Genomic DNA, 25,656 nt, shown 5'->3' with positions numbered 1-25,656 from the left:
CCGGTGCGCGACAACGTCCGACACCGGGCCGCCCACCCGGCCCGGTACCTCGTCCCCGCGTTCGTGGTCCTCGGGGTGTTCTTCTTCCTGCCGACGGTCTTCAACTTCGTCTACTCGCTCACCGACTGGTCGAGCTTCAAGAGCGAGATCGCCTTCGTCGGGCTGCAGAACTTCCAGGACCTCATCGCGAGCGGCACCCTGCTGTCGTCCCTGCGGATCACGCTGGTCTACGCCGTGCTGGTAGCGCTCTTCCAGAACCTGTTCGGGCTGCTGCTCGCGCTGCTCCTGGAGCGGGACACCCGGATCAACCGGTTCGCCCGGGTCATGTTCTTCATCCCGGTGGTCATGTCGGCGCTCGCCGCCGGGTACGTGTTCCAGGCGATCCTCAAGCCGGACGGCGCCGCGAACGCGGTCCTCGGCGCCCTCGTCGGTCACCCGGTCACCATCCCGTGGCTGGGTGACACGACGTGGACGCTGGTGGTCGTCGCGCTGGTCCACTCGTGGAAGTGGATGGGCCTGTCGATGCTCATCTACCTCGCGGGCCTGAAGACCATCAGCGAGGACGTGCTGGAGGCCGCCAGGCTCGACGGCGCCTCGGCATGGACCACGTTCCGCGACATCCGGTTCCCGCTGCTCGCGCCTGCACTCACGTTCAACGTCGCCACCGCGCTGCTCGGCTCGATGAACGGGTTCGACATCGTGCAGGCCACCACGGGCGGCGGGCCGGCGCGCACCACCGAGCTGCTGAACATCTTTATCTTCCGAACATTCGGCCAGGGTCTGTTCGCTCAGGCCACGACGATGAGCCTCGTGCTCTTCGTCGTCGTGGTGGCGCTCGCGTTCCCCGTCATCCGGACCCTGCGCAAGAGGGAGGAAGTCCTGTGAGCTCCACGAGGTACGTGAACAGCAGGCGCGGCAGGCACGTGGACAGCAGGCACGGCGTCTGGCGACGCGTCCAGCCGTTCGTGGCGATCCTCGCCGTCGTCCTGCTCATCGGGATGCCGCTGTGGATAGTGGTGGTCACAGCGGGCAAGACCCAGGGCGAGGCTCTCAACCCGGACCTGTCCCTGCCCACGACCTGGCAGTACGCCGAGAACTTCGCGGCCGTCTGGGAGCAGGGCCGGGTGCCCGCCGCGTTCTTCGGGAGCCTGCTGGTCATGGTCCCGGCCGTGGTCGGGGTGCTCGCGCTCGGGTCGCTCGCGTCGTGGGTGCTGGCGCGTCGCGGCTCGCGGCTCATGGCGGTGCTCTACGCGCTGGCCATCAGCGGGATCGTGCTGCCGCCCGCCGTCGTGACGGTGGTGCTCCTGCTGCGTCAGCTCGGCCTCGCGGGCACGGCCATCGGGATGATCGGCGTCTACATGGGCATGTACATGTCGACGGTCATCTTCTTCGTCACCGGGTTCATCCGGACGATCCCCGTCGAGCTGGAGGAGGCGGCACGCGTGGACGGGGCGGGGCCGCTGCGCGTGTTCGGCCGGATCATCCTGCCGTTGCTGGCGCCGGTGCTGTCCACGGCGACGATCCTGATCTGCCTGTACGTGTGGAACGACGTCTTCTACGCGTTCTTCGTGGTCGGCGGGCGGCTGGACACCCTCCCGCTGAACCTGTTCCAGGTCGCCAGCGCCGGGCTGTACCTCGACAACTGGCACCTGATCTTCGCGTACGTGGTGCTGATGAGCCTGCCGCTGCTCGTCGTCTTCATCGTCGCTCAACGCAAGATCATCTCGGGCATCACCTCGGGCGCCGTTAAGTGACGTTGGTTGTGGGTGCGATCGTTGCGACTACGCGCCCGTTCTAGGCGCAACGATCGCGCCCACAACCAACGGTGGTCAGGCGTAGCTGGCCTTGACCACCAGGACCGGGGCCGGGGAGTCCAGCAGCACCTGCTGCGTCGTCGACCCGACGAGGAACGTGCCGACCGTGGAGTGCTTGCGCGAGCCGATGACCACGAGCTCCGCGGCCACGGCCTCGGCCCGGTCGACAATCGCGTCGGCGACCTCGGACTGCTCGGCGCGGAAGCTGATCGGGGCGAGCGGGACGGTGTTGGGGACCGAGTCGAGCAGGTGCGCCAGGGCCGCGGGGACCGTGGTGCCCACCTGCGGCGTCAGCACGAGCACCGCCAGCTCCTGCCGGCGCCGAACGGCCTCGCTGACGGCAGCGCGCATGGCGGCCTCACCCTGGGGTGACTCGTTGTACGCCACGAGGACGGTCATCGGTCCTTGCACCTCCGGACAGGTTCGCCGGGTGTCACCCCTGCTGGTGAAACTCTCTCACATGTCAGGGGCTCCGGCAGTCGTCGGATGCCACGTGATACGGCGCCGGCGTGGGCCGTTCTCGTCTCCTCTTTTGTTTCCTCGGCACTCCCGGACTTGTAGGGTCCAGATGCTTGCAGCGTCCGGGCGAGCGTCCCGGGTGGGAGAGAACGAGGGAGCACGTCATGGGCCTGCTGGACAAGATCAAGGGCGAGCTGGTCGACATCGTCGAATGGCTCGACGACACGCGCGACACCATCGTGTGGCGGTTCCCCCGGTACGAGAACGAGATCAAGATGGGCGCCCGGCTCGTCGTCCGCGAGTCGCAGACCGCTGTCTTCGTCAACGAGGGCCTGATCGCCGACGTGTTCGAGCCCGGCACCTACACGCTCGAGACCCAGAACCTGCCGGTGCTGTCGACCCTGAAGGGCTGGAAGCACGGCTTCCACTCGCCGTTCAAGGCCGAGGTGTACTTCGTCAGCACGCGCCAGTTCACCGACCTGAAGTGGGGCACCAAGAACCCCGTCATGATGCGGGACCCGGAGCTCGGCATGGTGCGCCTGCGCGCCTTCGGCGCGTTCGCCGCCCGCGTGGTCGACCCGCAGAAGCTGCTGCGCGAGCTGGTCGGCACCGACCCGCAGTTCCGCACCGACGAGGTGCACGAGTACCTGCGCCAGAACGTCGTGAGCCACCTCGCGAGCGCGCTCGCGTCCGCGGGCATCCCGGTGATCGACCTCGCCGCGCACCACGAGCAGCTCGGCGACCAGCTCGCGGCCAAGCTCACCGAGGAGCTCGCGGACCTGGGCATCTCCGTGCCGAACTTCGTCATCGAGAACATCTCCCTGCCGCCCGAGGTCGAGGAGGCGCTGGACAAGCGCACGTCCATGGGCATCGTCTCGTCCGGCACCGTGGGCAGCATGGCCGCCTTCCAGCAGTTCCAGGCGGGCCAGGCGATGGAGGCGGCAGCCGACGGCGGGGGCAGCGCCGGCGCCGTGATCGGCATGGGGCTGGGGCAGTCGGTGGGCAACGCGATAGTGCCGCCCGCACAGCCGACGGCGCCCGCGCCCGCTCAGCCCGCGGCCGCACCGGCGTCGGGCCCGCCGCCCCTGCCCGGCTGGTACCTCGGCAACGGCGGCGCGCAGGCCGGCCCGTTCGACGACGCGGCGCTGGCCGCCCAGGCCGCCGCCGGCACGCTGACGCCGGGCACGCTCATCTGGCGCGCCGGCATGGCGGCCTGGGAGCCGGCGTCGTCCGTGCCCGACGTCGCGAAGCACCTCGGCGCGCCGCCGCCGCCCCTCCCGCCGCAGGCCTGAACATGGCGGAGCTGACCGACGGCGGCCCGGCCGCCCATCACTCCTACCCGTGCGAGCAGTGCGGGGCCAACGTCGAGTTCGCGGCCGGGACCGGGACCCTGACCTGCCCGTACTGCGGGCACGCGCAGGACGTCACCCCCGTTGGCGAAGCGGTGCGCGAGCACGACTTCGCGGCCCTGGCCGCGCGGCAGCGCCCCGCCCCACCGGCCACGCAGGAGTACCGGTGCGGTACGTGCGGCGCGATCACCACCAGCGACCACCTGTCCCAGAAGTGCGGGTTCTGCGGGTCGCCGATGGTCGCGGAGGTGGAGGCGCTCGGGCTCGTGGAGCCGGAGGCGGTGCTCCCGTTCGGCGTCGACCGGGCGTCGATGCAGGGCGCGCTGCAGAAGTGGGTGCGCTCGCGGTGGTTCGCGCCGTCGGCCCTGAAGAAGGTGGTGTCCGCCGAGCAGGCCCACGGCGTCTACCTGCCGCACTGGACGTTCGACGCGCAGACGCGGTCCGACTACACCGGGCAGCGGGGCGAGCACTACTGGGTCACCGAGACGTACACGACCACCGACTCCGAGGGCCGGAGCCAGACCCAGACGCGGCAGGTGCAGAAGACGCGCTGGTACCCGGCGTCGGGCACCGTGGCGCGGGCCTTCGACGACGTGCTCGTCGCGGGGACGCGGCGGGTCATGCCCGAGCACCTGGCCAAGCTCAGCCCGTGGCCGCTGGAGCAGGCCGCGTCGTACCAGCCGGACTACCTCGCCGGCTACGAGACCCTGCGGTACGACGTCGAGCCCGAGGCCGGGCTGGACGTGGCCAAGCAGGAGATGGCGCCGGTCATCGAGAACGACTGCGAGCGGGACATCGGCGGCGACGTCCAGCGGGTGCACCACGTGGCCACGAGCTACTCCGAGGTGACATACAAGCTCTTGCTGCTGCCGGTGTGGATCGCGACGTACCTGTACGGCGGCAAGCCGTTCCAGGTGCTGGTCAACGCGCGCACGGCCGAGGTGGTGGGGCAGCGCCCGTGGTCGGCCTGGAAGATCACCTTCGCGGTGCTCGCCGCGCTCGTCCTGGTGGGCGCGATCGTGTGGGCGGTGGTCGCGTCGCAGGACGGCGGTACGGCGAGCGGCGTCTACTCGGGGCTCTCGCTCTTGGGTGATCCGGTGGCGCGTGAGAGCGTGGACCTCTACGCGGGATCTCGAGGCTGAGGAACCGCACGTCCGGCCCGTCCGTTGGTTCACCGGCAGACGACGACCGCAAGGAGACCACACGATGCTGTGCCCCATCGACCAGACCACGCTCGTCATGTCCGAGCGCAAGGGGATCGAGATCGACTACTGCCCCACGTGCCGTGGCGTGTGGCTCGACCGTGGTGAGCTCGACAAGGTCATCGACCGCTCGGTCGAGAACGAGATAGCCGCGGAGAACCGGCCGACGACGCCCGCCGCTCCCTCGGCTCCCGCCCCGCCGATGCCGCCGGTGCCGAACCCCGTGCAGGCCGGCCCTGCCTACGGTTCCCCGCAGCCCGCCTACGACCCGCGGTACGACGACCGGCGGCGCGACGACGACCGCCGCTACGACCGCGACCGCCGGTACGACGACGACCGCCGGTACGACTCCTACGGCGACCGCCGGCACGACCCGCGGTACAAGAAGAAGCGCAAGGAGTCCTTCCTGGAGGACCTCTTCGACTTCTGACCCTTCCGGGCCGAACGACCCCAACACAATGCATGCGACACGCCGACGGTCGCGTGCATCGTGTTGGGGTCGCTTGTCGCTAGCTCGGTGGCCAGATCGAAGTACCTCGCGCGGGTGACCTCGGCGTCAGGAGGGCGTCAGGGTCGTCGCGCTGCGTGTCAACGTTCCGTCAAAGACCCGCTCTACCGGTCGCCGTCGGGCATAGACCGGTGGCATGACCGATCTGGCCTTCATCCTCCTGACCGTGGTGTTCTTCGCCGCGGTCGCCGTGGTGGCGCGTCGCGCCGCAACGCACGAGTCCGCCCCGCGTGACTCCTCCGTCAACCCCTCGGGGAAGCGGAAGTGAACCCGTTCGACGTCGTGGGCCTCGTGCTCACCCTCGCCGGCCTCGTGTACCTCTTCGTGGCGCTGGTCCGCGCCGACCGGACGCGGTGATCCCTGTGAACACCGCAGTCCTCATGGCTATGGCCCAGATCCTCGTCCTGGTCGCCGCCCTCGCCGCCGTGCACGTGCCCCTGGGCGCGTACCTGGCGCGCACCTACTCCAGCCCGAACCACCTGCGGGTCGAGCGCCTCTGGTACCGCGCGGTGCGCGTGGACCCGGACGCCGAACAGCGCTGGACCACCTACCTGATGTCGCTGCTGGGCTTCTCGCTCGTCTCCGTGCTCTTCCTGTACGGGCTGGAGCGCCTGCAGGGCTACCTGCCGTGGAACCTGGGCTTCACCGGGTTCGACCCGGCCGGCGCCTGGAACAGCGCCGTCAGCTTCACGACCAACACCAACTGGCAGTGGTACTCGGGCGAGGCCGCGGCGGGACACCTGCTGCAGATGGCCGGGTTCGCCGTCCAGAACTTCGTCTCGGCGTCGGTCGGTATGGCCGTCGCGATCGCCCTCGTCCGGGGCTTCGCCCGGTCCGGTACCGACGCCCGGATCGGCAACTTCTGGTCCGACCTGACCCGCGGCGTCGTCCGCGTCCTGCTGCCGCTCTCCGTCGTCGCGGCGATCGTCCTCATGGCCGCGGGCGCGATCCAGAACCTGGACCCGCACACCGCCATCAGCACGGTCGAGGGCGCCACGCAGCACGTGCTGGGCGGCCCGATCGCCTCGCAGGAGGCGATCAAGGACCTCGGCACCAACGGCGGCGGCTTCTTCAACGCCAACTCGTCGCATCCGTTCGAGAACCCGACGCCGTTCACGAACATCGTCGAGATCTTCCTGCTCCTGGTCATCCCGTTCACGCTGCCGCGCGCGTTCGGCATCCTGGTCGGCGACAAGCGCCAGGGCTGGGCGATCCTCGGCGTCATGGCTGGGCTGTGGGCGGCGTCGCTGGCGCTGACCACCTGGGCCGAGCTGGCGGGCCCGGGCGCCGCGCCCCAGGCGGCGGGCGCCGCCATGGAGGGCAAGGAGTCCCGGTTCGGGCTCGCCGCGAGCGCCCTGTTCGCGGTGTCGACGACGGCGACGTCGACGGGTTCGGTGAACTCGATGCACGACTCGTTCACGGCGCCGGGCGGCGGGATGCTCCTGTTCAACATCCTGCTGGGCGAGGTGGCGCCGGGCGGCGTGGGCGCCGGCCTGTACGGGATGCTCATGCTGGCCGTGGTCGCGGTGTTCGTGGCTGGCCTGATGGTGGGCCGGACCCCGGAGTATCTGGGCAAGAAGATCGGCCGCCCGGAGATGACCATCGTCGCGCTGTACGTGCTGACGGTGCCGGCGCTGGTGCTGGTCGGCACGGCGGTCGCCGTGGTCGTGGAGCCAGGGCTGTCGGGTATCCAGGACCCGGGCCCGCACGGCCTGTCCGAGGTGCTGTACGCGTTCGCGTCGGCGGCGAACAACAACGGGTCGGCGTTCGCCGGCCTGGCGACGGGCACACCGTTCTACGAGGTGGCCCAGGGCTTGGCGATGCTCGCCGGGCGGTTCGTCCCGATCGCGTTGGTGCTGGCTCTGGCCGGCCGGCTCGCGAGCCAGACGACGGTCCCGGCGACGTCGGGCACGCTGCCGACGCACCGCCCGCTGTTCGCGGGCCTGCTGGCCGCGGTGACGATCGTCGTCGTCGGGCTCACCTTCATCCCCATTCTTTCCCTCGGTCCCGTTGTGGAGTCTCTGTCATGACCATCGACACCCGGAACACTCCGGCCGTCCCCACCCAGGAGCCAGCGCCGGACGCCGGCACGCGGCACCACTCGAAGCGCGCCACTCCGCGTGCACTGATCTGGGCGCAGCTGCGGGCTGCGCTACCCGGCGCGGTGCGCAAGCTCGACCCCCGCGTGCTGTGCACCTCGCCGGTGATGTTCGTCGTCGAGGTGGGCGCGCTCGTCACGACGGTCCTTGCGATCATGCAGCCGGGCGTCTTCGCCTGGTGGATCGCCGTGTGGCTGTGGGCGACCGTGTTCTTCGCGACGCTCGCGGAGTCGGTTGCGGAGTCGCGCGGAAAGGCTCAGGCCTCCAGCCTGCGTGCCACGCAGCAGCAGACCACTGCGCGCAAGGTGTCGGTGCCGCAGGACACGCTGGAGTCGGGCTCCCGCCTGGACCTGCTGCCCACGGTCGAGGTGCCGTCCTCGACGTTGCAGGTGGGGGACGTCGTGGTGGTCGCGGCGGGCGAGACCCTCCCGGGCGACGGCGACGTCATCGAGGGTGTCGCCTCGGTGGACGAGTCGGCGGTCACCGGCGAGTCGGCGCCCGTGATCCGGGAGTCGGGCGGCGACCGCAGCGCGGTCACCGGCGGCACCGTGGTCCTGTCCGACCAGATAGTCGTGCGCATCACGGCACCCGCAGGCTCGACCTTCGTGGACCGGATGATCGCCCTGGTGGAGGGCAGCGAGCGGCAGAAGACGCCGAACGAGGTGGCGCTGAACATCCTGCTCACGTCGCTGACCATCGTCTTCCTGCTGGCGGTCGCCACGCTGCAGCCGTTCGCCGTGTACTCGGGCTCGCGGCAGTCCCTGCTGGTCCTGGTTGCGCTGCTGGTCTGCCTGATCCCGACGACCATCGGCGCGCTGCTCAGCGCCATCGGCATCGCGGGCATGGACCGGCTGGTGCAGCGCAACGTGCTGGCGATGTCGGGCCGTGCGGTCGAGGCGGCGGGCGACGTCGACGTGCTGCTGCTCGACAAGACCGGCACCATCACCTACGGCAACCGCCGTGCCACCGAGGTGCTGCCGGTCGGCGACGTGACGCCGCGCGAGCTGGCGGACGCGGCGCGTCTCGCGTCTTTGGCGGACGAGACCCCGGAGGGGCGCAGCATCGTCGAGCTCGTTGACGGGCTGCGCTTGTCGAACAACGGAGACGGTGCGGGCGACGAGCTGCCGCTGGACGCCGAGCTGGTGCCGTTCACCGCCCAGACCCGGATGTCGGGCGTCGACCTTCCGCTCATCGACGGGGCCGGGCACACCACGCTGCACCGCATCCGCAAGGGCGCCGGCAGCGCCGTGCAGCTCTGGGTGCACAGCACGGGCGCGCAGGTCTCCGCCGCACAGGACGCCGAGCTGGCCGCGCACGTCGACGCCGTCTCCCGGACGGGCGGCACGCCGCTCGTGGTCGCGGAGCAGGTGGGCGATGCGCCGGCGCGGGTGCTCGGCGTCGTCCGGCTGAAGGACGTGGTCAAGGAGGGCATGCGTGAGCGGTTCGACGAGCTGCGCGCCATGGGCATCCGGTCCGTCATGGTCACGGGTGACAACGCCGTGACCGCCCGGGCGATCGCGGAGGAGGCGGGAGTGGACGACGTCCTGGCGGAGGCCACACCCGAGGACAAGCTCGCCCTCATCAGACGCGAGCAGGAGGGCGGCAAGCTGGTCGCGATGGCCGGGGACGGCACGAACGACGCCCCGGCGCTCGCCCAGTCGGACGTCGGTGTCGCGATGAACACCGGCACGTCCGCCGCCAAGGAGGCGGGCAACATGGTGGACCTCGACTCCGACCCCACCAAGCTCATCGAGATCGTGGAGATCGGCAAGCAGCTCCTCATCACACGCGGCGCGCTGACCACGTTCTCCGTGGCGAACGACGTCGCGAAGTACTTCGCGATCCTGCCCGCCATGTTCAGAGAAGTGTTCCCGCAGCTCGAGGTGCTGAACGTCATGCGGCTGGCGAGCCCCGGCTCGGCGATCCTGTCGGCCGTCATCTTCAACGCGCTGATCATCCTCGCGCTGATCCCGCTGTCGCTGCGCGGCGTGCGGTACCGGCCGGCGTCGGCATCGTCCCTGCTGCGGCGCAACCTGCTGGTCTACGGCCTCGGCGGCCTGGTCGCGCCGTTCATCGGGATCAAGCTCATCGACCTCGTCGTCTCGCTGCTGCCGGGCCTGTGACGCGGACCGTGCGGCAGACCTGGAAAGGAACTCACATGGCACGAACCACGGTGGCGAGCGACCTCGCGACGCTCACCCGCCACTCGATGGCAGGGCTGCGCATGCTGCTCGCCTTCACCCTCGTGACCGGGCTGGCCTACCCGCTCGCGATGACCGCCGTCGGGCAGGTGGCCTTCCCCTGGCAGGCCAACGGCTCGCTCGTCCAGTCCGACGGCGCCCACACCACCTCGCGTTCCGACGCCGTGGGCTCCGCGCTCATCGCCCAGGGCTTCACGGGGGAGGAGTACTTTCACCCCCGGCCGTCCGCGGCCGGCGACGGTTACGACACCCTCGCGTCCGGCGGGTCCAACCTGGGCCCGCTCAACCCCGACCTGGTCGCCTCCATCGAGGAGCGCAAGGCGGCGGTCGCGGAGGAGAACGGTGTGGCCCCGGCCGACGTCCCCGCGGACGCCGTCACGGCGTCGAGCTCCGGCCTCGACCCGCACATCAGCCCGGCGTACGCCGCCATCCAGGTGACGCGCGTCGCGCAGGCGCGCGGCCTGTCCGACGCCGACGTGGAGCGCCTCGTGGCGGAGCACACCGCCGGGCGTGACCTGGGCGTGCTCGGCGAGCCGCGCGTGAACGTGCTCGAGCTCAACCTCGCGCTCGATGTCGCAGACTGAAGCCATGACCACCGGACGCCGGGGCCGCCTCACCGTCTACCTCGGGGCGGCCCCGGGCGTGGGCAAGACCTACGCCATGCTCGACGAGGCGTGCCGCCGCCGTGCGCGCGGCACGGACGTGGTGGTCGGCCTCGTGGAGACCCACGGCCGCGCCGCGACCGTCGAGCGGATCCGGGACCTGGAGATGGTCCCGCGGCGGCTCGTCGAGCACCGCGGGACCACGCTCACGGAGCTCGACGTCCCGGCGGTGCTGGAGCGGGCGCCCAAGGTCGCGCTCGTCGACGAGCTCGCGCACACCAACGCGCCCGGGTCGAAGCACGCCAAGCGCTGGCAGGACGTGCACGAACTGCTCGACGCCGGCATCGACGTCGTCACCACCGTCAACGTGCAGCACCTCGCATCGCTCACCGACGACGTCGAGGCGATCACCGGCGTCCGCCAGCGCGAGACGGTGCCCGACCAGGTGGTGCGCGACGCCGACCAGATCCAGCTCGTGGACCTCTCGCCCGAGCAGCTGCGCCGCCGCCTCGCCCACGGCAACGTGTACCGGGCGGAGCAGATCGACGCGTCCATGTCGTCGTTCTTCCGCGTCGGCAACCTCACGGCGCTGCGCGAGCTCGCCCTGCTGTGGCTCGCCGACCGCGTCGACGACGCCCTGACCCGGTACCGCGCCGACCACTCGATCGACGGCACCTGGCCCGCTCGCGAGCGCATCGTCGTGGCCGTGACGGGCGGCCCGGAGACGGAGACGCTGCTGCGCCGGGGCGCGCGTATCGCCCAGCGGGCGGCGGGCACCGAGCTGCTGGCCGTGCACGTGTTGCCGACCGACGGGCTGCCGTCGACGCCGTCGGCCACGATCAGCGCCTACCGGGCGCTGGCGGAGTCGCTCGGCGGCACGTTCCACACGGTGGTGGGGGAGGACGTGCCGTCCGCCGTCGTGGACTTCGCGCGCGGGGTGAACGCGACGATGATCGTGGTGGGTGTGTCCCGGCACAGCGTGTGGCGGCAGGCGCTGCTCGGGTCCTCGAGCGCGGAGATCGCGCGGCTGTCGGGCGCGATCGACGTGCACCTGGTGACGCACGAGCAGGCGGGCACGGGCGCGGGGGTGCGTTCGCGCTACTCCTCGCTCTCCCCGAAGCGCCGGATCGCGGGCTGGCTGACGGCGGTCCTGATCCCCGTGCTGCTCACCCTGGTGCTGGTGCTGTTCGGCCGGGACGAGCAGAACCTGCCGAGCCACCTGATGATCTATCTCGCGGGCGTGGTGGCGGTTGCCCTGGTGGGCGGGCTGTGGCCCGCCCTGGCCACGTCGGTGGTCTCATTCGCGGTGCTGAGCTGGTTCTTCACCGAGCCGACGGGGCTACTGATCATCGACCAGCCGGAGGACATCGTCGCGCTCGTCGTGTTCGTGCTGGTCGCGGGGTCTGTGGCGTCCGTGGTCGACCTGGCTGCGCGCCGCACCACGCAGGCCTACCGGTCGCGCGCCGAGGCGTCCACGCTCGCGGCGCTGTCGCGTTCCGTGCTGTCCGGGGAGGACACGGCGCAGGCGATAGTGCAGCGGCTCGCGCAGACCTTCGGAATGGCCGACGTCCGCCTCGAGGAACGTGACGGCGACCGCTCGCCGTGGACCAAGGTGGCGCACGAGTCGAGGGACACGGAGGTCGGGCCCGGCTCCCCGCCGGCCGGTACCGGGCCTGCGGAGACGGTCACCGAGGTCATGATCGACGACCGGCACCGGCTGGTCCTGGCCGGCCGGGTGCTCCCGGCGAGCGACCGCCAGGTCGTCGAGGCGTTCGGCGCCCAGGCCCGCATAGTGCTGGAGCACCGGCGCCTGCGCGAGCAGGCCGCGCAGGCCGAGGTGCTGGAGCAGACCGAGAGCACCCGCACCGCGCTGCTGGCCGCCGTCTCGCACGACCTGCGCACCCCGCTCGCGGTGATCCGCACGGCCGTGGACGGCCTGGGCTCACCCGACGTCGAGCTCGACCGGGAGGACCGCGATGTCCTGACGGCAACGATCGCCGACTCGACCTACCGGCTGGAGCGGCTCATCGGGAACCTCCTGGACCTGTCCCGCCTGCAGACCGGTGCCGTCCGGCCGGCGATGCGGGCCGCGTCGCTGGAGGAGGTCGTGCCGATCGCCGTCGAGCCGTGGTTGTCGGAGCTGGCGCTGGACGTACCGGAGGATCTTCCCCTCGTGCACACCGACCCGGGCCTGTTCGAGCGGGTGGTGGCGAACGTGGTCTCCAACGCCGTCCGGCACTCCCCGCCCGGTGCGAAGGTGCTGGTCACGGCGTCCGCCGCGCGGGACGCGGTGCAGCTGCGCGTCGCCGACGCCGGGCCGGGCGTGCCCGACGACCGCAAGGCCACCATGTTCGAGCCGTTCCAGCGGCTGGACGACACGAGCGTCGACGGCCTGGGCCTCGGGCTGGCCGTCGCGTCGGGGCTCGCGGCCGCCGTCGGCGCCCGGATCGCCGCCGAGGACACGCCCGGCGGCGGCCTGACGATGGTGCTCACCGTGCCGCGCCAGGCGCCGCCGGATGATGGGATGGTCTCGTGACCAGTGGGCTGGACGGCGGGGGCGAGCGGGCGACGGCGTCGGGCAACCGCGTGCTCGTCGTGGACGACGACGTCGCGCTGGCTCGCGCCCTGGCCATCAACCTGCGGGCGCACGGCTGGGACGTGACCGCCGCGCCGACGGGTGCGGCGGCGCTGGACGCCGTGGCGTCGGCCCGGCCGGACGTGGTGCTGCTGGACCTCGGCCTGCCCGACATGCCGGGGCTCGACGTCATCGAGGGCATCAGGGGCTGGACGCGGGTGCCGATAGTGGTGCTGTCCGCGCGGCAGCTCGGTGACGACAAGGTGGACGCCCTCGACGCCGGGGCCGACGACTACGTGACCAAGCCGTTCGCGATGAACGAGCTGCTCGCGCGGCTGCGCGCCGCCGCCCGCCGGGCGGAGCCGGCCCAGGCCGAGGAGCCTGTGGTCGTGGCGGGCGAGCTGCGGATCGACCTGGCGCGGCGGCAGGTCTCGCGCAGCGGGGCCGAGGTGCGGCTGAGCCCGACCGAGTGGGCGCTGCTGGAGGTGTTGGTACGCAACCGCGGGCGGCTCGTGGACCGCAAGCTGCTCTTGCAGGAGGTCTGGGGCCCCGCGTACTCGACCGAGACGAACTACCTGCGCGTCTACACGGCACAACTGCGGCGCAAGCTGGAGAAGGACCCGTCGCAGCCGCGGCACATCCTCACGCACCCGGGGGCGGGATACCGGTTCGAGGTGTAGCCGGGGCTTACCCCGGCCCTCGCCGGAGGGAACTGCGCCAGCCAGGTAGGTAACGGGCACGTAGCAGTGCTAGCACTCCGTTACCTACCCGGCTGGCACAGTTCCTTCCCGAGAAGCCCGCACGGCCTTCGGACGCATTCCCAGCACGACCCCGACGACAACGACCGCGACGCCCAGCCATACGGCCGGTCCCGGCACCGGGCCGCCGAGCAGCACGCCGCCCACGGCCGACGCGACGGGCACCACCCCGGTGAACAGCCCGGCGCGCCCTGGCCCGATCCGGCCGACCGCCGTGTACCAGAGCAGGAACGCCACGACGGTGACACCGAACGCGAGGTGCAGCATCGCGGGTACGTGCTCGGCTCGCAGCGTCCCGATGGCACCCGGCCCCTCGGCGAGCAGGCTGAGGCCCCAGAGCGCCACCGCCGCGATCCACACGGCATGGAGGGACACGCCGTGCGGCCCGAGCCGGCGCAGCACCGGGACCGCGAGCAGCGTGAACCCGGCCTCGCAGAGCAGTGTGAGCAGCGCGTAGCCCAGCCCGGCGGCGTCCGTGCGCCCACCACCGGTCACCAGAACGGCGCCCACGGTCACGACCGCGGCGGCGGCCACCACCGCCGGGGCGGGCCGGGTCCGCCCCAGGAGCGGCCCGCCGAGCGCGAGCAGCACCGGCACCGCGGCGACCGCCACGCCGATCACCGCCGGCTCGGCATGCGCGACACCGCGCACCACCCCCACGTTGAACAGCACGAGCCCGCTCAGCGCCACGCCGGCGAGCCACGCCCACTCCCGGCCGCGTGGTACGGGAATCGCCCGGCCTGTGACTCGCAGGACCACCAGCAGCCCCAGGGCCGCGAGCGTGTAGCGGAGGGCCTGAACCGCGAAGAGCGGCGCGTCGGCGAGGACGCCGGACACCGCCACCTGGCTGCCCACGAGGGCCATGCCGAGCGCGGCGAACAGCGGTCCGGACCAGGACGCCGGCGGTCGGCCGGATCGGAGGTCGGCGCGCACCGCCGACCGGGCAGAAGTCGTCATGCCCGTGAGCCTGATCGTTTCTTGGTATACCTGACAGAGCCAAGAGAGCGACGATCAAGGGGACCAAGATGACCGGGGCCGACTTTCTCCAGCTCGACCCCGCGCAGGCGCCGCCCGGGAACCTGACCGCGTGGCTCGCCGAGGCGGTGCGGGAGGCGGTGTCCGACGGCCGTCTCGCCCCGGGCGACCGGCTGCCCGCGACCCGCGTCCTCGCGGACCAGCTCGGCTGCTCGCGCGGGGTGGTGGTCGACGCGTACCGGCGGCTCACCGACGAGGGCCTGCTGTCCGGCAGGCGCGGGGGCGGCACGACGGTTCGCTCCGCCTGGGCTCCGTCATCGACGCCGGAAACGCGGCCCGCCTGCGCAGGAGCAGGACCCGCCGGCATCAACGAGCACCCCGCCTCGCCGTCGGGCCTCGCCGGGGCGATGCCGCCGGACCTGACCGGCCAGGTCACCTCGAGAACCGACCTGATCGACCTCCAGCCCGGCCTGCCCGACCTCTCCGCCTTCCCGCGGGCGGCGTGGGCCCGCGCCGAGCGGGCCGCGCTGGCGGGCCTCGCGTCGAGCGAGCTCGGCTACGGCGACCCGCGCGGCCTGCCCGCGCTCCGCGAGGCGCTGGCGGGCTGGCTCGCGCGCACCCGGGGCCTGCGCGCGCACCCCGACGACATCCTCGTCGTCAACGGGGTCTCGCAGGGCCTCACGCTGCTCGCCCGGGCGCTCGGCGCGCAGGGCAGGAACCGGATCGGCTTCGAGGACCCGGGCTCGTACGGGGCGCGCGAGCATCTGCGTCGGTGGGCCATGGAGCCCGTCCCGGTCCCGGTGGACCAGGACGGGCTCGACGTGGCCGCGCTCGCAGGCACAGCCGTCGACGCCGTCCTGGTCACGCCCGCGCACCAGTTCCCCACGGGCGTCGTCCTCGCCCCGGACCGGCGCCGGGACCTGGTGGCCTGGGCGCGCGCCGCGCCGCCGTCGGGCCCGGGAGGAATGCCCGGCCACCTGGTCATCGAGGACGACTACGACGCCGAGCACCGCTACGACCGGCCGCCCGTCCCGGCCCTGCGTGCCCTCGCGCCCGACCATGTGGTGCACCTCGGGAGCGTGTCCAAGTCGCTGGCTCCCGCCATCCGCATCGGCTGGCTGCTCGCACCCGCAGCCGTGCAGTCCGAGCTCGTCGAGGCCCGGTACTGGACGGACCTCGCCAGCGCCGCCCTGCCCCAGCTGGCGCTGGCGCACTTCATCACGTCGGGCGGGTTCGAGCGGCACCTTCGCCAGGTCCGACGCCGCCACCGCGCCCGCCGCGACGCTCTGCTGGCGGCGCTCGCGGCGTACCTGCCCGGCGGTACGGCCCACGGTGTGGCCGCCGGGCTGCATCTCCTGGTGACGCTGCCCGGCATCGACGACGGCGACGTCGCGTGGCGGGCGGGCGAGGACGGTGTGCGGGTGCAGCCGTTGTCGGCGCACCGGATGGGGGACGGACCGCCGGGGCTGGTGATCGGGTACGCGGCGAACACACCGGACCGGCTGCACGAGGCCGTGCGGCGGATCGCACGGCATGTCGAGAGCACTCGGTGAGGATTGTTCGAGGCTGCGTGCGGCGTCATGTCGAAATGCGCGATACCGCCGTCCATAAAGCAGTGAGGCCCTTTCCCGGATATCCGGGAAAGGGCCTCACCGGGAGCCCTTTGTCACCAGCCCCACCGTTCACGAACGGCTGGTGGAAAAGGGGTTCGGTAACCGGCCGTGCTGGCGACGTCCGGCGAGCTGTGAAGGGGTCGGTCGTCAGACCCCGGGGACGGGAAGAGGCAAGGAGGTGCCGAGGCCGCCGAGGAGCGAGCTGAGCAGGTTGCCGACCGCGGCGAGCAGCCCGTCCAGCAGGCCCGTCGGGACCGGCACCGGAAGCTCCGGAACCGGGAGGTCCGGGACGGGAACGTCCGGCACGGGGTTCTCGACCGGCGTCTCCGCCACGTCCTCGACCGGCACGTCGGGCACGGGGTCCGTCGCGGTGATCGTGGCCGCAGGCACGTCGCCCTCGGTCACCGCCATGGCACTCGCACCGGTTGCGGCTGCGCAGACCAGACCGGCCGAGACGGCTACGGCTGCGACAGTGCGACTGATTGCACGGAATCCTCGGATCATTGTATTTCCCCTCGAATAGCTCCGTCGAAACAGTGGTGGAGCACTCATGTGTGTTCACCACGAAGAACTGTCAGACGCGCTTTTCACCCTGTCAATCGGAGTGTATCGAGTGGTGCGAGGAATGAAATAAGACATTCCAGGATCGAACTCTTCGGCAGAGCGTCAGGAATGCCCGTAACTCAGACATCACAGCCGTGATATCCAATCTGGCGGTGGACGATCGTCCAGGTCAGGAGTTCCGGCCCCACGTCTGATTTCTCCTCGTCAGGCCCCGCAGCCGGTTGGCATGATCGCCGCATGACCCGCATCCGGCCCACCTGGCCCGACCTGCCCACGCACGTGCGCGACGCCGTCGCCGCGGAGCTAGGCGGTCCGGTCACCGGCTGGACGTCGCACGACGGCGGCTACTCGCCGGGGTGGGCACTCACGCTGGAGTCGGCGGGTGGCAGCGCCTTCGTGAAGGTCGCCTCGACCGAGTACGACGTCGCCGCGCGCCTGCACCGCCGGGAGGCGGTACGCGCGGCGGCGCTGCCCGACGGCGTTCCCGCACCCGCGTTCCGCTGGATCATGGAGCTGCCCGAACCGGGCGGAGCGGAGCCCGCCTGGGTGGTCATCGCGTCCGACGTCGTCGACGGGCGGGCGCCCCGGACCGAGCCGTGGGACCTGGACGACCTCGACCGCCTGCAGTACCTGGCCCGCCGCATCGCCCAGCACGAGGTGCCCGACGGCGGCGCGTACCCCGACTTCGCCGACCGCACCTGGCGCGAGGCGGCCCTGTTGACCGACGAGCGCCCCGCGGGCCTGGCGACGTACGACCCGTGGCTGGCGGAGAACCTCGAACGCCTCGCCGAGATCGCCTCGCCCGAGCGCCAGGCCGAGGCGTTGGCGGGCCCGCACCTGGTGCATGCCGACCTGCGCGCGGACAACGCGCTCGTCGTCCGCCGGCCTGACGGCGCGGAAGAAGCGGTGGCGGTGGACTGGCCGCACGCTGTGCGCGGCGCGCCGTTCATCGACCAGGCCAGCATGCTCCCGGCCGTGCACGCCTCCGGTGGGCCTGCCCCGGAGCAGGTCCTGCAGCGGACGCCGCTCCCGGCCCGCGTCGACCCCGAGGCGGTCACCGTGTGGGTGGCGGTCCTGACCGCCTACTTCGTGCGTACCTCGCTGGAGGACCCGCCGCCCGGCATCCCGCACGTGCGCGCGTTCCAGCGGATCCAGGCGGAGGCCTGCATTCCGTGGCTGCGCTCCCGGCTGCGGGAGCACTAGGCGGACCTCTGCGCTCAGACCTGGGCCGCTGCCATCTGCTCCCGGACCTGGCGCTTGGCGCGGGAGAGCATGCCCGCCATGCCGTTGAGGCGCAGCAGGCTGACCACCTTCGTGAGCCCGAGCTGGAGCGGGTAGTCCTCGGGGACGTCCAGCACCTGCTGCGCCGTCAGCCCGGTGAGGCCCTGCGCGAGGATCGACGCGAAACCGCGCGTGGTGGGCGCCTCCTCCGGCGCGCTCGCGTGGAAGGTGACCACGCCGGCGTCGTCCACCTCGGCGAAGGCGTAGACGGGGGACTGGCACTCCTGGACCCGTTCGAGCCGCTCGGGCGCGTCCGCGTACCGAGTCGGCAGCGGCGGAAGCTCGCGCGACACCTCCAGCAGCAGCTGGAGGCGGTCCCGCTCGGGCGTCTCCAGGAAGGCGTCCCGCAGCTCGGCGAGGGCCTCGGGCAGGTCGACGTCGTTGGTGCTCATCTGCTCATCCTCCCACCGCGCTCGGGGCTCGGGCGAGCTACCGGGCGGCGTCGTACGGTTGATGTATGGCCGAGAAGAAACGGTCTGACCAGGGCCGCGAACGCTGGTCCCAGGGTGTCACCGAAGGCAGCGACGCCCTGGACCTCGAAGAGGGCGTCTTCACGTGGAAGGACCCCAAGCGGATCGCCCGGTCGCTCAAGCACTCCGCGGAGTCGAGCGGCCGGCGCAAGAGCTCCCCGTACCGTTCGGCGATGTCGATGCTCACGTTCTACGTGAACCGTGCAGGCAAGGAGCTCGACGCCGAACAGCGCGAGGTCCTGGAGCGCGCCAAGGACGAGCTCCGCAAGGAGTTCGGCCGCGCCTGACCGCTCCCGTCCTTTTGTTGTGAGCGCGATCGTGCAGCCTAAAACGGGCGCACAGTCGCAACGGTCGCGCTCACAACAAGGAGCGGTCAGACGGCGCCCGGCTCGGTGCCCGTGGCGATCGGCACCCGCACGGCGTTGCCCCATTCGGTCCACGAGCCGTCGTAGTTGCGCACGCCTCTGTAGCCGAGCAGGTAGGTGAGAGCGAACCACGTGTGGCTGGAGCGCTCGCCGATGCGGCAGTACGTGACGACGGCGTCGTCCGGGTTCATGCCCAGCCCGGCCGTGTAGATGGCCTCGAGCTCCTCCCGGGTCCTGTAGGTGCCGTCCTCGGCGACCGCCGTCGCCCAGGGGACGTTGCGCGCGGTCGGGATGTGGCCGCCGCGCAGCACGCCCTCCTCCGGGTAGTCCGGGATGGCGATGCGCTCGCCCGTGTATTCCTGCGGGGAGCGGATGTCGACGAGCGGGCCGGTGCCGAGGTGCGCCAGGACCTGGTCGCGGAAGGCGCGGATCGTGCTGTCGTCGCGCACCACGGTCGGGTACTCGACAGGAGCGGGCGCCGGGACGTCGGTGGTGAGCTCGCGGCCTTCCGCGCTCCAGAGCCCGCGGCCGCCGTCGAGCAGGCGCACGTCCGAGTGCCCGAACAGCGTGAACACCCAGGCCGTGTACGCGGCCCACCAGTTGTTCTTGTCGCCGTACAGGACGACAGTCGTGTCCCGCGTGATGCCCTTGCTGCCCATCAGGGCGGCGAACGCCGCGCCGTCGAGGTAGTCGCGCATCTCGGGGTGTTGCAGGTCGGTGTGCCAGTCCACCTTCACGGCGCCGGGGATGTGGCCGGTCTCGTAGAGCAGGACGTCCTCGTCGGATTCCACCACGACGACGCCGGGGTCCTTGAGGTGCTCGGCCAGCCACGTGGTGCTCACGAGACGTTCCGGGTGGGCGTACTGCGCGATCTTGTCCGACGGGTCGATGGGCGCGGGCATGGGTCCTCCTCGTAGAGCACGTGCACTGACGAGAATATGAACACACGGCCGTGCCGAAAAGATCCCGGCTCACGACAGCCGGCGGTCCAGCACCCCCAGGTGCGCCCACGCCCGCGCCGCCTGCGGCCCGCCCTGCGGAGCCAGCTGGGCCAGGCGCGTCCAGGCCGCATGGTCGTCCGCGCCTTCGTCGCGTGCGGTCCACTGCTCGACGGCGGCCGCGTCGGCGCAGGCGTGCACGGCCTCGCGCACCTCGGCCTCGAGCTCCTCGCGCAGCCGCTCGACGCCCGGCGCGAGCGACCGGCGCAGCAGCGGCTCCGGATACGCCGAGAGCGCACCCCGCACGTCGCCGCGCCGGAGCCGGGACCGCACGGTGTCGACGTCGGACCGCAGGACTCGCGCCAGCCGGTACGGGCGGGAGCCGGCGAGCAGGGGGCCGTCCAGCACGGCACCGGCCACGCGGCGCAGCCGGGAGATCTCCGCGCGTACGGAGACGAGCGACAGGTCGCCGGGGTGCAGCAGCACGGCGAGCTCCTCCGCGCCGAGGCCGCGCGGGTGCTCGGCGAGCAGGAGCAGGATCTCGGCGTGGCGCAGCGAGATGCGCCGCCCGCCCAGCGTGGGCATGCCGAGCAGGCGTAGGTGCGGGGCGCGTTCGGCCGCGCCCGTGCCCCTCCCCGGGCCCAAGCCCGGGTCCGGGTCGGCCTCGCCCGCCCAGGCGTCGGCCCCGTGCAGGCGGTCGGCGGCGCGGGCGGCCAGCTCGCGTTCGACCATCGCGACCGTGGCCCGCACGAGCGCAAGGGCGACATGGGAGCCGGCCGCGCTGCCGCCGGTGAGGTCGAGGACGCCGACGATCCCGCCCGCGGGGTCGTGCACCGGCGCCGCGGTGCAGCTCAGCCGCTGGACCGGCCGGGCGAAGTGTTCCGCGCCGAGCACCTGGACCGGGCGGCGCGTGGCCAGGGCCGTGCCGGGCGCGTTGGTGCCGACGGACTCCTCGCGCCACACCGCACCCTCGACAAAACCGACGTGGTCCACGGCGGAGCGCACCGGCCCACGGCCCTCCACCCAGAGCAGCCGGCCGACGTCGTCCGACACCGCCACGACCAGGTCGTCGCCGGTCGCTCCGCCCACCAGGTCCCGCACCAACGGCATGGCGACCGCGAGGGGATGGTCGCGGCGGTAGTCCTCGAGGTCGTCCGACGCCGCGACGGCCACCGCGCTCGGCCGGTCCGGGTCCACCCCGTTGCGCAGGCTCCGTCGCCACGAGGCCGCGACGACGGGGTCGATGCCCTCGGGCTCCTGGGAGCCGGCAGAACCGACGAAGCTCTCGTATGCCGCGCGCACCCACTGCGCGTCCCGGTGTGGCACCTGCGTCATCCTGCCCCTGACCTTGTTCGGACGCCGTCGTCGAACCGGGCCAGTCTATGCGGGGCACCGCCGGCATCAACAGGTTGTCCACCGCGGCCCCAAAGTTATCCACCGCGCGGGGACGGTTTTCCACAGATCACAGGTGTATTACGGTCTCGCCGCGCGGGACCCAAGAAGTAGTCCTAACGTCATTCGCATCGGTCGTTAAATGGGCCTCGAGCCCGACAGCTTGTTTTCATGGGACTCTCTTTGGGGGAAGAGTTGAACACCGCCGCTTTGGTCAGGCCGGCAGCCGCAACTGGAACAGACGAAGACCCCGGGGACAGTCGGGCCTCATCGCCCGCACTCGACCCGACCCGGCTACCCGCACTCCACGCGCCGGAACCACCACCTCTCAGCTCGGAGCCCGAGCTCGACCTCGCGGGCGCCCGCGGGCGCAGGCGCTGGACCTTCGGCGCCGCGATCGTCACCGGTGTCGCCGTCGCGATCAGCCTCTGGGCCGTGTCGGCCCGTGCCGAGGAGACCAGCCGCATCCTGACGCTGACGTCGAAGATCGACACCCAGGTCAGCACCACTGTGGCCCGCTCGCACGACCTCGCCGCCGTGATGGACATGGCCGAGCGGGTCTACGAGGGCTCCGACGGCCGGGTCGCCGACCCGGCGACGCGCGACGTCCTGGCCGAGGCCCTCGTCGACGCCCGCGCGGCCGTGGAACAGCGCGTGACCGACACTCCGCCGTCGTCCGTGACGCAGGCCAGCACCCTGCTCGCGCAGGCCACGCACATCGAGAACTCGCTCGACTGGGCCACGGAGGACTTGCGTGCCGCCGTCGACATGGTGCAGCAGTCGCAGGGGGCGCAGCGCGCTCTGGATTCCCGTGAGCCGGTAGGAAACCGGACGATCCTCACGTCGCGCGAAGGATCCTGACAAATCTGCGCTGCCATTTGATGGCGTTAAAAAATTCCAGGCGTCTCTGCGCGTAGAAATCTCTTTCCGGCGCATTCTCAGGCGGCCTTTATTGCGCCCCGTCGCCCGGGGCCACCTCTCGGTAGGCGCCGACCAGGTCGACGAACTCCGCGCGCAACCCGTACCGATCCTCTCCGAGCGCGGCAGCCGCCCGCTCGATGACTGCGTCGACGTTCGCCTCGGCCCGGTACTCCGACTCCGTGGCGATCAGCCCTAGCTCGGCGACGGCGGAGGCGAAGGCGAAGTCCGCCGTCGGCGTCGACGTGAACGCGTCGGCGCCGACCGGGAACTCGACCTCGGTGCTCGCCGCGGGCCGGCCGCCGTCCGGCGCCTTGTACCGCACGTGCACGGTCATGTAGTCGTCGCTCGTGCCGACCTCCTGGTCCGAGTACTTCAGGTCGTCCGATCCGCCGCCGGCGCCGGCGGGTACCAGCTCGTAGAACGCGGTCACGGAGTGCCCGGCCCCGACGTCGCCCGCGTCCTTGGCGTCGTTGTCGAAGTCCTCGTCCTCCAGGCGCCGGTTGTCGTACCCGATCAGCCGGTAGGACCCGACGGCGGCCGGGTTCAGCTCGACCTGCAGCTTCAGGTCCTGGGCCACGACGAACATCGTCGAGCCGAACTCGTCCACCAGGACCTTGCGGGCCTCGGCCAGCGTGTCGATGTAGGCGTAGTTGCCGTTCCCGTGGTCGGCGATGGCCTCCATCGTGTTGTCCTTCAGGTTGTACATACCGAAGCCCAGCACGGACACGTAGACGCCGGACTCCCGCTCGGCCTCGATCAGCTCCGTCAGCTCCTCCGGGGTGGACGGGCCGACGTTGAAGTCGCCGTCCGTCGCCAGGATCACCCGGTTGTTGCCGCCCGCCACGAAGTTTTTCTCGGCCAGCTCGTACGCCGTCCGCAGGCCGTCCGCTCCGCCCGTGGAGCCGCCGGCCCGCAGGGACCGCAGGTGGTCCACCAGGACGCCGTGCTCGGAGCCCGGCACGGAGTCCGCGATCACCTGGTTGTCGCCCGCGTAGGTCACTATCGACACCCGGTCGTCCTCGTCGAGCTGCTCCACGAGCAGCGCGAACGACTCGGCGAGCAGCGGCAGCTTGTTCGGCTCGTCCATCGACCCGGACACATCGAGCAGGAACACGATGTTGTTGCCCTCCGACGTCGGCAGGGCCTCCGTCGCCTGCACGCCGACCATCGCGAGCTGGTGCTCCGGGTTCCACGGTGCCGTCGCCACCTCGGTCGTCACCGAGAACGGGTGCTCGGCGCCGACGGTGGGCGCCGGGTAGTCGTAGTCGAAGTAGTTGACCAGCTCCTCGATGCGCACGCCCTCGGGCGCCACCCCCTGGCTCACCTGGCGGCGCAGGTTCGAGTAGGACGCCGTGTCGACGTCGGCCGAGAACGTGGACAACGGGCTGGTGGCGACGTCCTGGAAAGGCGTCTCTGGGGAGTCGTCGTACTCCTCCTGGTCGGTCAACGCGCGCTGGTCCGCCGGGGGAACCGCCGGCTCGGGGCCGGGGAGCGGCGCGACCTCGGCACCGCTCAGCCCTTCGGTGGCCGGGGCCGGGGCCGACAGGCCCGCCGAGTCGGCGGACGTCTGCGTCCGTTCGCCCTGAGCGGTGCAGCCCGCGAGCGCCAGCGCCGCGGTCAGCAGTGCTGCCAGCACGGTCGGTCGTGCGGTCAGCGGCCGCGGTCGCTGCGCTGCCGTGCCTCCGGTGTGCCGGGTCCGGTGGGGTGCGGAAGTCATGGGGCGCCTCTCGTCGTGTGTGGTGTCGGCTTCGTGTGGCCGAGCGGCTTCGTGTCGTCGGGCGTTCTGTCCTCTGAAGTCCATTTGTTCCGCGGTGGGCGCGGCTTGCCCCGCCCAGGTCACGGTCCGGTTGCAACCCCGATGCAACTCCCCGCTGCCTAACGTCGGGCCTACCCGGGTGCACCGCCGCAGCCGGGTGTCGCTCCGCCGTCGGGCAGCCGACGGCGGGCACGAGAACCTGCGAGGAGGCAGACCATGACCGTGTACGCAGCCCCGGGTACCGAAGGCGCCATCGCCAACTTCCGGCCCCGGTACGACCACTGGATCGGGGGCGACTACGTGGCCCCCGCGAACGGCCAGTACTTCGAGAACCCCAGCCCTGTGAACGGGCGGACGTTCACCGAGGTCGCGCGGGGTGACGCCGACGACATCGACCGGGCCCTCGACGCCGCCCACGGTGCGGCGCCCGCGTGGGGGCGGACGTCGGTCACCGAGCGCGCGACGATCCTGAACAGGATCGCCGACCGCATCGAGGAGCACCTCGAGGAGCTGGCCGTCGCCGAGACCTGGGAGAACGGCAAGCCCGTCCGTGAGACCCTCGCCGCCGACCTGCCCCTCGCGGTCGACCACTTCCGCTACTTCGCGGGCGCCATCCGCGCGCAGGAGGGGTCGATCAGCGAGATCGACGGCGACACCATCGCCTACCACTTCCACGAGCCGCTGGGCGTGGTCGGGCAGATTATCCCGTGGAACTTCCCGATCCTGATGGCCGTGTGGAAGCTGGCGCCGGCGCTCGCGGCGGGTAACGCCGTCGTGCTCAAGCCTGCCGAGCAGACGCCGACGTCGATCCTGTTACTGATGGAGCTCATCGCGGACCTGCTCCCGCCGGGTGTCGTCAACGTCGTGAACGGGTTCGGCGCGGAGGCGGGCAAGCCGCTCGCGAGCTCGTCCCGGATCCGCAAGATCGCGTTCACGGGCGAGACCACGACGGGTCGCCTGATCATGCAGTACGCGTCGCAGAACATCATCCCCGTGACGCTGGAGCTCGGCGGCAAGTCGCCGAACATCTTCTTCAGCGACGTCGCCGCGGCGCACGACGAGTTCTACGACAAGGCGCTGGAGGGCTTCACGATGTTCGCCCTCAACCAGGGTGAGGTGTGCACCTGCCCGTCCCGCGCGCTCATCCAGGCGGACATCTACTCCTCGTTCCTGGCCGACGCCGTCGCGCGTACCGAGGCGATCAAGCAGGGCAACCCGCTGGACACCGAGACGATGATCGGGGCGCAGGCGAGCAACGACCAGCTGGAGAAGATCCTCAGCTACTTCGACATCGGCAAGGCGGAGGGCGCCAAGGTGCTCACCGGCGGGTACCGCGCCGAGATGGAGGGTGACCTCGCCGGCGGGTACTACGTGACGCCGACGATCTTCGAGGGCAAGAACTCCATGCGAATCTTCCAGGAGGAGATCTTCGGGCCGGTGGTCGCGGTGACGGAGTTCGCCGACTTCGACGACGCCATCAAGGTCGCCAACGACACCCTGTACGGGCTGGGCGCGGGTGTGTGGACCCGGTCCGGCGCGGACGCCTACCGGGCGGGACGCTCGATCGAGGCCGGCCGCGTGTGGACCAACTGCTACCACGCCTACCCGGCGGCCGCGGCGTTCGGCGGATACAAGGGCTCGGGCGTGGGCCGCGAGAACCACAAGATGATGCTCGACCACTACCAGCAGACCAAGAACCTCCTGGTCAGCTACGCCCCGCAGAGGATGGGCTTCTTCTGACCCAGCCCCGGACTGTCAGACGTACAGGTCACTCCCGTGACCTGTACGTCTGACAACTGACCTGTACGTCTGAC

The 25,656-nt window shown here is 71.5% G+C and carries 24 protein-coding genes; 17 read left to right on the top strand and 7 right to left on the bottom strand.

Features of this window, described 5'->3' with window-relative positions; all coding sequences use genetic code 11:
* Positions 1-3 precede the first annotated feature (3 nt).
* Complete coding sequence (locus tag EW117_RS08840; protein ID WP_129785755.1) at positions 4-885, top strand: carbohydrate ABC transporter permease; 882 nt, start codon at positions 4-6, stop codon at positions 883-885.
* Entirely contained in the window at positions 882-1,754 is an 873-nt protein-coding gene (locus EW117_RS08835; RefSeq protein ID WP_242504173.1) for a carbohydrate ABC transporter permease, read from the top strand. The genes EW117_RS08840 and EW117_RS08835 overlap by 4 nt, the downstream gene beginning before the upstream one ends.
* A gap of 75 nt (positions 1,755-1,829) precedes the next feature.
* On the opposite strand, the gene EW117_RS08830 is transcribed toward EW117_RS08835, so the two are convergent.
* On the bottom strand, positions 1,830-2,213 hold the full coding sequence (locus tag EW117_RS08830) for a universal stress protein (protein WP_129785753.1): 384 nt from the start codon (positions 2,211-2,213) through the stop codon (positions 1,830-1,832).
* A gap of 224 nt (positions 2,214-2,437) precedes the next feature.
* Between EW117_RS08830 and EW117_RS08825 the strand changes: the two genes are divergently transcribed.
* The 10 genes from EW117_RS08825 to EW117_RS08785 all read left to right on the top strand — a co-directional run bounded on the left by EW117_RS08825 (position 2,438) and on the right by EW117_RS08785 (position 13,489).
* A complete protein-coding gene (locus EW117_RS08825) occupies positions 2,438-3,565 on the top strand; it encodes an SPFH domain-containing protein (RefSeq protein WP_129785751.1) in 1,128 nt (375 codons plus the stop codon).
* Positions 3,566-3,567: 2 nt separating this feature from the next.
* Entirely contained in the window at positions 3,568-4,764 is a 1,197-nt protein-coding gene (locus EW117_RS08820) for a TFIIB-type zinc ribbon-containing protein (protein ID WP_242504172.1), read from the top strand.
* 64 nt (positions 4,765-4,828) lie between these two features.
* Positions 4,829-5,254 carry a TFIIB-type zinc ribbon-containing protein gene (locus EW117_RS08815; protein ID WP_129785749.1) on the top strand — a complete coding sequence of 142 codons (426 nt, stop codon included), beginning with the start codon at positions 4,829-4,831 and terminating at the stop codon, positions 5,252-5,254.
* A 214-nt stretch (positions 5,255-5,468) separates the two neighbouring features.
* Positions 5,469-5,600, top strand: coding sequence for a hypothetical protein (locus tag EW117_RS30490; RefSeq protein ID WP_277986455.1), 132 nt, complete (start codon positions 5,469-5,471; stop codon positions 5,598-5,600).
* Positions 5,597-5,689 (top strand): potassium-transporting ATPase subunit F, encoded by a 93-nt coding sequence (locus EW117_RS08810; protein WP_129785747.1) that lies wholly within the window; start codon positions 5,597-5,599, stop codon positions 5,687-5,689. The genes EW117_RS30490 and EW117_RS08810 overlap by 4 nt, the downstream gene beginning before the upstream one ends.
* Before the next feature lie 23 nt (positions 5,690-5,712).
* Positions 5,713-7,362 carry a potassium-transporting ATPase subunit KdpA gene (gene kdpA, locus EW117_RS08805; RefSeq protein WP_129785919.1) on the top strand — a complete coding sequence of 550 codons (1,650 nt, stop codon included), beginning with the start codon at positions 5,713-5,715 and terminating at the stop codon, positions 7,360-7,362.
* Positions 7,359-9,554 carry a potassium-transporting ATPase subunit KdpB gene (kdpB, locus tag EW117_RS08800; protein WP_129785745.1) on the top strand — a complete coding sequence of 732 codons (2,196 nt, stop codon included), beginning with the start codon at positions 7,359-7,361 and terminating at the stop codon, positions 9,552-9,554. Before kdpA ends, kdpB begins: the two co-directional genes overlap by 4 nt.
* Before the next feature lie 35 nt (positions 9,555-9,589).
* Positions 9,590-10,216: a K(+)-transporting ATPase subunit C gene (gene kdpC, locus EW117_RS08795; protein WP_277986454.1), complete on the top strand. Its 627-nt coding sequence runs from the start codon at positions 9,590-9,592 to the stop codon at positions 10,214-10,216.
* A 4-nt stretch (positions 10,217-10,220) separates the two neighbouring features.
* Complete coding sequence (locus EW117_RS08790; RefSeq protein ID WP_129785743.1) at positions 10,221-12,770, top strand: DUF4118 domain-containing protein; 2,550 nt, start codon at positions 10,221-10,223, stop codon at positions 12,768-12,770.
* Positions 12,767-13,489 carry a response regulator gene (locus tag EW117_RS08785; protein ID WP_242504171.1) on the top strand — a complete coding sequence of 241 codons (723 nt, stop codon included), beginning with the start codon at positions 12,767-12,769 and terminating at the stop codon, positions 13,487-13,489. Before EW117_RS08790 ends, EW117_RS08785 begins: the two co-directional genes overlap by 4 nt.
* An 84-nt stretch (positions 13,490-13,573) precedes the next feature.
* Here EW117_RS08785 and EW117_RS08780 read toward each other — a convergent pair whose 3' ends face one another.
* Entirely contained in the window at positions 13,574-14,524 is a 951-nt protein-coding gene (locus EW117_RS08780) for a DMT family transporter (protein WP_129785741.1), read from the bottom strand.
* Between the two features lie 68 nt (positions 14,525-14,592).
* On the opposite strand from EW117_RS08780, the gene pdxR reads away from it, so the two are divergent.
* The gene (pdxR, locus tag EW117_RS08775; RefSeq protein ID WP_129785738.1) at positions 14,593-16,095 is read left to right on the top strand and encodes a MocR-like pyridoxine biosynthesis transcription factor PdxR; all 1,503 of its coding nucleotides are present in this window, start codon (positions 14,593-14,595) and stop codon (positions 16,093-16,095) included.
* A gap of 207 nt (positions 16,096-16,302) precedes the next feature.
* Here pdxR and EW117_RS08770 read toward each other — a convergent pair whose 3' ends face one another.
* Positions 16,303-16,566: a hypothetical protein gene (locus EW117_RS08770; RefSeq protein WP_129785736.1), complete on the bottom strand. Its 264-nt coding sequence runs from the start codon at positions 16,564-16,566 to the stop codon at positions 16,303-16,305.
* A 390-nt stretch (positions 16,567-16,956) separates the two neighbouring features.
* Here EW117_RS08770 and EW117_RS08765 point away from each other — a divergent pair, with 390 nt between their 5' ends.
* Complete coding sequence (locus EW117_RS08765; protein ID WP_129785734.1) at positions 16,957-17,922, top strand: phosphotransferase family protein; 966 nt, start codon at positions 16,957-16,959, stop codon at positions 17,920-17,922.
* Positions 17,923-17,936: 14 nt separating this feature from the next.
* Here EW117_RS08765 and EW117_RS08760 read toward each other — a convergent pair whose 3' ends face one another.
* On the bottom strand, positions 17,937-18,392 hold the full coding sequence (locus EW117_RS08760; RefSeq protein WP_129785732.1) for a SufE family protein: 456 nt from the start codon (positions 18,390-18,392) through the stop codon (positions 17,937-17,939).
* Between the two features lie 65 nt (positions 18,393-18,457).
* Between EW117_RS08760 and EW117_RS08755 the strand changes: the two genes are divergently transcribed.
* Positions 18,458-18,757, top strand: a complete 300-nt coding sequence (locus EW117_RS08755) for a DUF3175 domain-containing protein (protein WP_129785730.1) — start codon at positions 18,458-18,460, stop codon at positions 18,755-18,757.
* Between the two features lie 86 nt (positions 18,758-18,843).
* Here EW117_RS08755 and EW117_RS08750 read toward each other — a convergent pair whose 3' ends face one another.
* The gene (locus EW117_RS08750) at positions 18,844-19,737 is read right to left on the bottom strand and encodes a sulfurtransferase (protein WP_129785728.1); all 894 of its coding nucleotides are present in this window, start codon (positions 19,735-19,737) and stop codon (positions 18,844-18,846) included.
* Between the two features lie 69 nt (positions 19,738-19,806).
* Positions 19,807-21,108 (bottom strand): sigma-54-dependent transcriptional regulator family protein, encoded by a 1,302-nt coding sequence (locus EW117_RS08745; protein ID WP_129785726.1) that lies wholly within the window; start codon positions 21,106-21,108, stop codon positions 19,807-19,809.
* A gap of 492 nt (positions 21,109-21,600) precedes the next feature.
* Here EW117_RS08745 and EW117_RS08740 point away from each other — a divergent pair, with 492 nt between their 5' ends.
* Complete coding sequence (locus EW117_RS08740; RefSeq protein WP_129785724.1) at positions 21,601-22,026, top strand: hypothetical protein; 426 nt, start codon at positions 21,601-21,603, stop codon at positions 22,024-22,026.
* Positions 22,027-22,114: 88 nt separating this feature from the next.
* Here EW117_RS08740 and EW117_RS08735 read toward each other — a convergent pair whose 3' ends face one another.
* Positions 22,115-23,803 carry a vWA domain-containing protein gene (locus EW117_RS08735; protein ID WP_129785722.1) on the bottom strand — a complete coding sequence of 563 codons (1,689 nt, stop codon included), beginning with the start codon at positions 23,801-23,803 and terminating at the stop codon, positions 22,115-22,117.
* A 255-nt stretch (positions 23,804-24,058) separates the two neighbouring features.
* On the opposite strand from EW117_RS08735, the gene exaC reads away from it, so the two are divergent.
* Positions 24,059-25,582, top strand: a complete 1,524-nt coding sequence (exaC, locus tag EW117_RS08730; protein WP_129785720.1) for an acetaldehyde dehydrogenase ExaC — start codon at positions 24,059-24,061, stop codon at positions 25,580-25,582.
* The last annotated feature ends 74 nt before the right edge of the window (positions 25,583-25,656 follow it).

The sequence above is a fragment of the Promicromonospora panici genome (assembly GCF_900608595.1).
Lineage (GTDB): Bacteria > Actinomycetota > Actinomycetes > Actinomycetales > Cellulomonadaceae > Promicromonospora > Promicromonospora panici.
The sequence above is the reverse complement of the archived record's forward strand: the minus strand, read 5'-3'. Positions and strand labels throughout refer to the sequence as shown.

Coding starts and splice junctions, on each gene's coding strand:
- kdpA (WP_129785919.1), top strand. CDS start 5,713: ATGGCTATGGCCCAGATCCTCGTCCTGGTCGCCGCCCTCGCCGCCGTG.
- EW117_RS08815 (WP_129785749.1), top strand. CDS start 4,829: ATGCTGTGCCCCATCGACCAGACCACGCTCGTCATGTCCGAGCGCAAG.
- EW117_RS08745 (WP_129785726.1), bottom strand. CDS start 21,108: ATGACGCAGGTGCCACACCGGGACGCGCAGTGGGTGCGCGCGGCATAC.
- exaC (WP_129785720.1), top strand. CDS start 24,059: ATGACCGTGTACGCAGCCCCGGGTACCGAAGGCGCCATCGCCAACTTC.
- EW117_RS08735 (WP_129785722.1), bottom strand. CDS start 23,803: ATGACTTCCGCACCCCACCGGACCCGGCACACCGGAGGCACGGCAGCG.
- EW117_RS30490 (WP_277986455.1), top strand. CDS start 5,469: ATGACCGATCTGGCCTTCATCCTCCTGACCGTGGTGTTCTTCGCCGCG.
- EW117_RS08830 (WP_129785753.1), bottom strand. CDS start 2,213: ATGACCGTCCTCGTGGCGTACAACGAGTCACCCCAGGGTGAGGCCGCC.
- kdpB (WP_129785745.1), top strand. CDS start 7,359: ATGACCATCGACACCCGGAACACTCCGGCCGTCCCCACCCAGGAGCCA.
- EW117_RS08760 (WP_129785732.1), bottom strand. CDS start 18,392: ATGAGCACCAACGACGTCGACCTGCCCGAGGCCCTCGCCGAGCTGCGG.
- EW117_RS08755 (WP_129785730.1), top strand. CDS start 18,458: ATGGCCGAGAAGAAACGGTCTGACCAGGGCCGCGAACGCTGGTCCCAG.
- EW117_RS08790 (WP_129785743.1), top strand. CDS start 10,221: ATGACCACCGGACGCCGGGGCCGCCTCACCGTCTACCTCGGGGCGGCC.
- kdpC (WP_277986454.1), top strand. CDS start 9,590: ATGGCACGAACCACGGTGGCGAGCGACCTCGCGACGCTCACCCGCCAC.
- EW117_RS08750 (WP_129785728.1), bottom strand. CDS start 19,737: ATGCCCGCGCCCATCGACCCGTCGGACAAGATCGCGCAGTACGCCCAC.
- EW117_RS08765 (WP_129785734.1), top strand. CDS start 16,957: ATGACCCGCATCCGGCCCACCTGGCCCGACCTGCCCACGCACGTGCGC.
- EW117_RS08820 (WP_242504172.1), top strand. CDS start 3,568: ATGGCGGAGCTGACCGACGGCGGCCCGGCCGCCCATCACTCCTACCCG.
- EW117_RS08780 (WP_129785741.1), bottom strand. CDS start 14,524: ATGACGACTTCTGCCCGGTCGGCGGTGCGCGCCGACCTCCGATCCGGC.
- EW117_RS08770 (WP_129785736.1), bottom strand. CDS start 16,566: ATGGCGGTGACCGAGGGCGACGTGCCTGCGGCCACGATCACCGCGACG.
- EW117_RS08825 (WP_129785751.1), top strand. CDS start 2,438: ATGGGCCTGCTGGACAAGATCAAGGGCGAGCTGGTCGACATCGTCGAA.
- pdxR (WP_129785738.1), top strand. CDS start 14,593: ATGACCGGGGCCGACTTTCTCCAGCTCGACCCCGCGCAGGCGCCGCCC.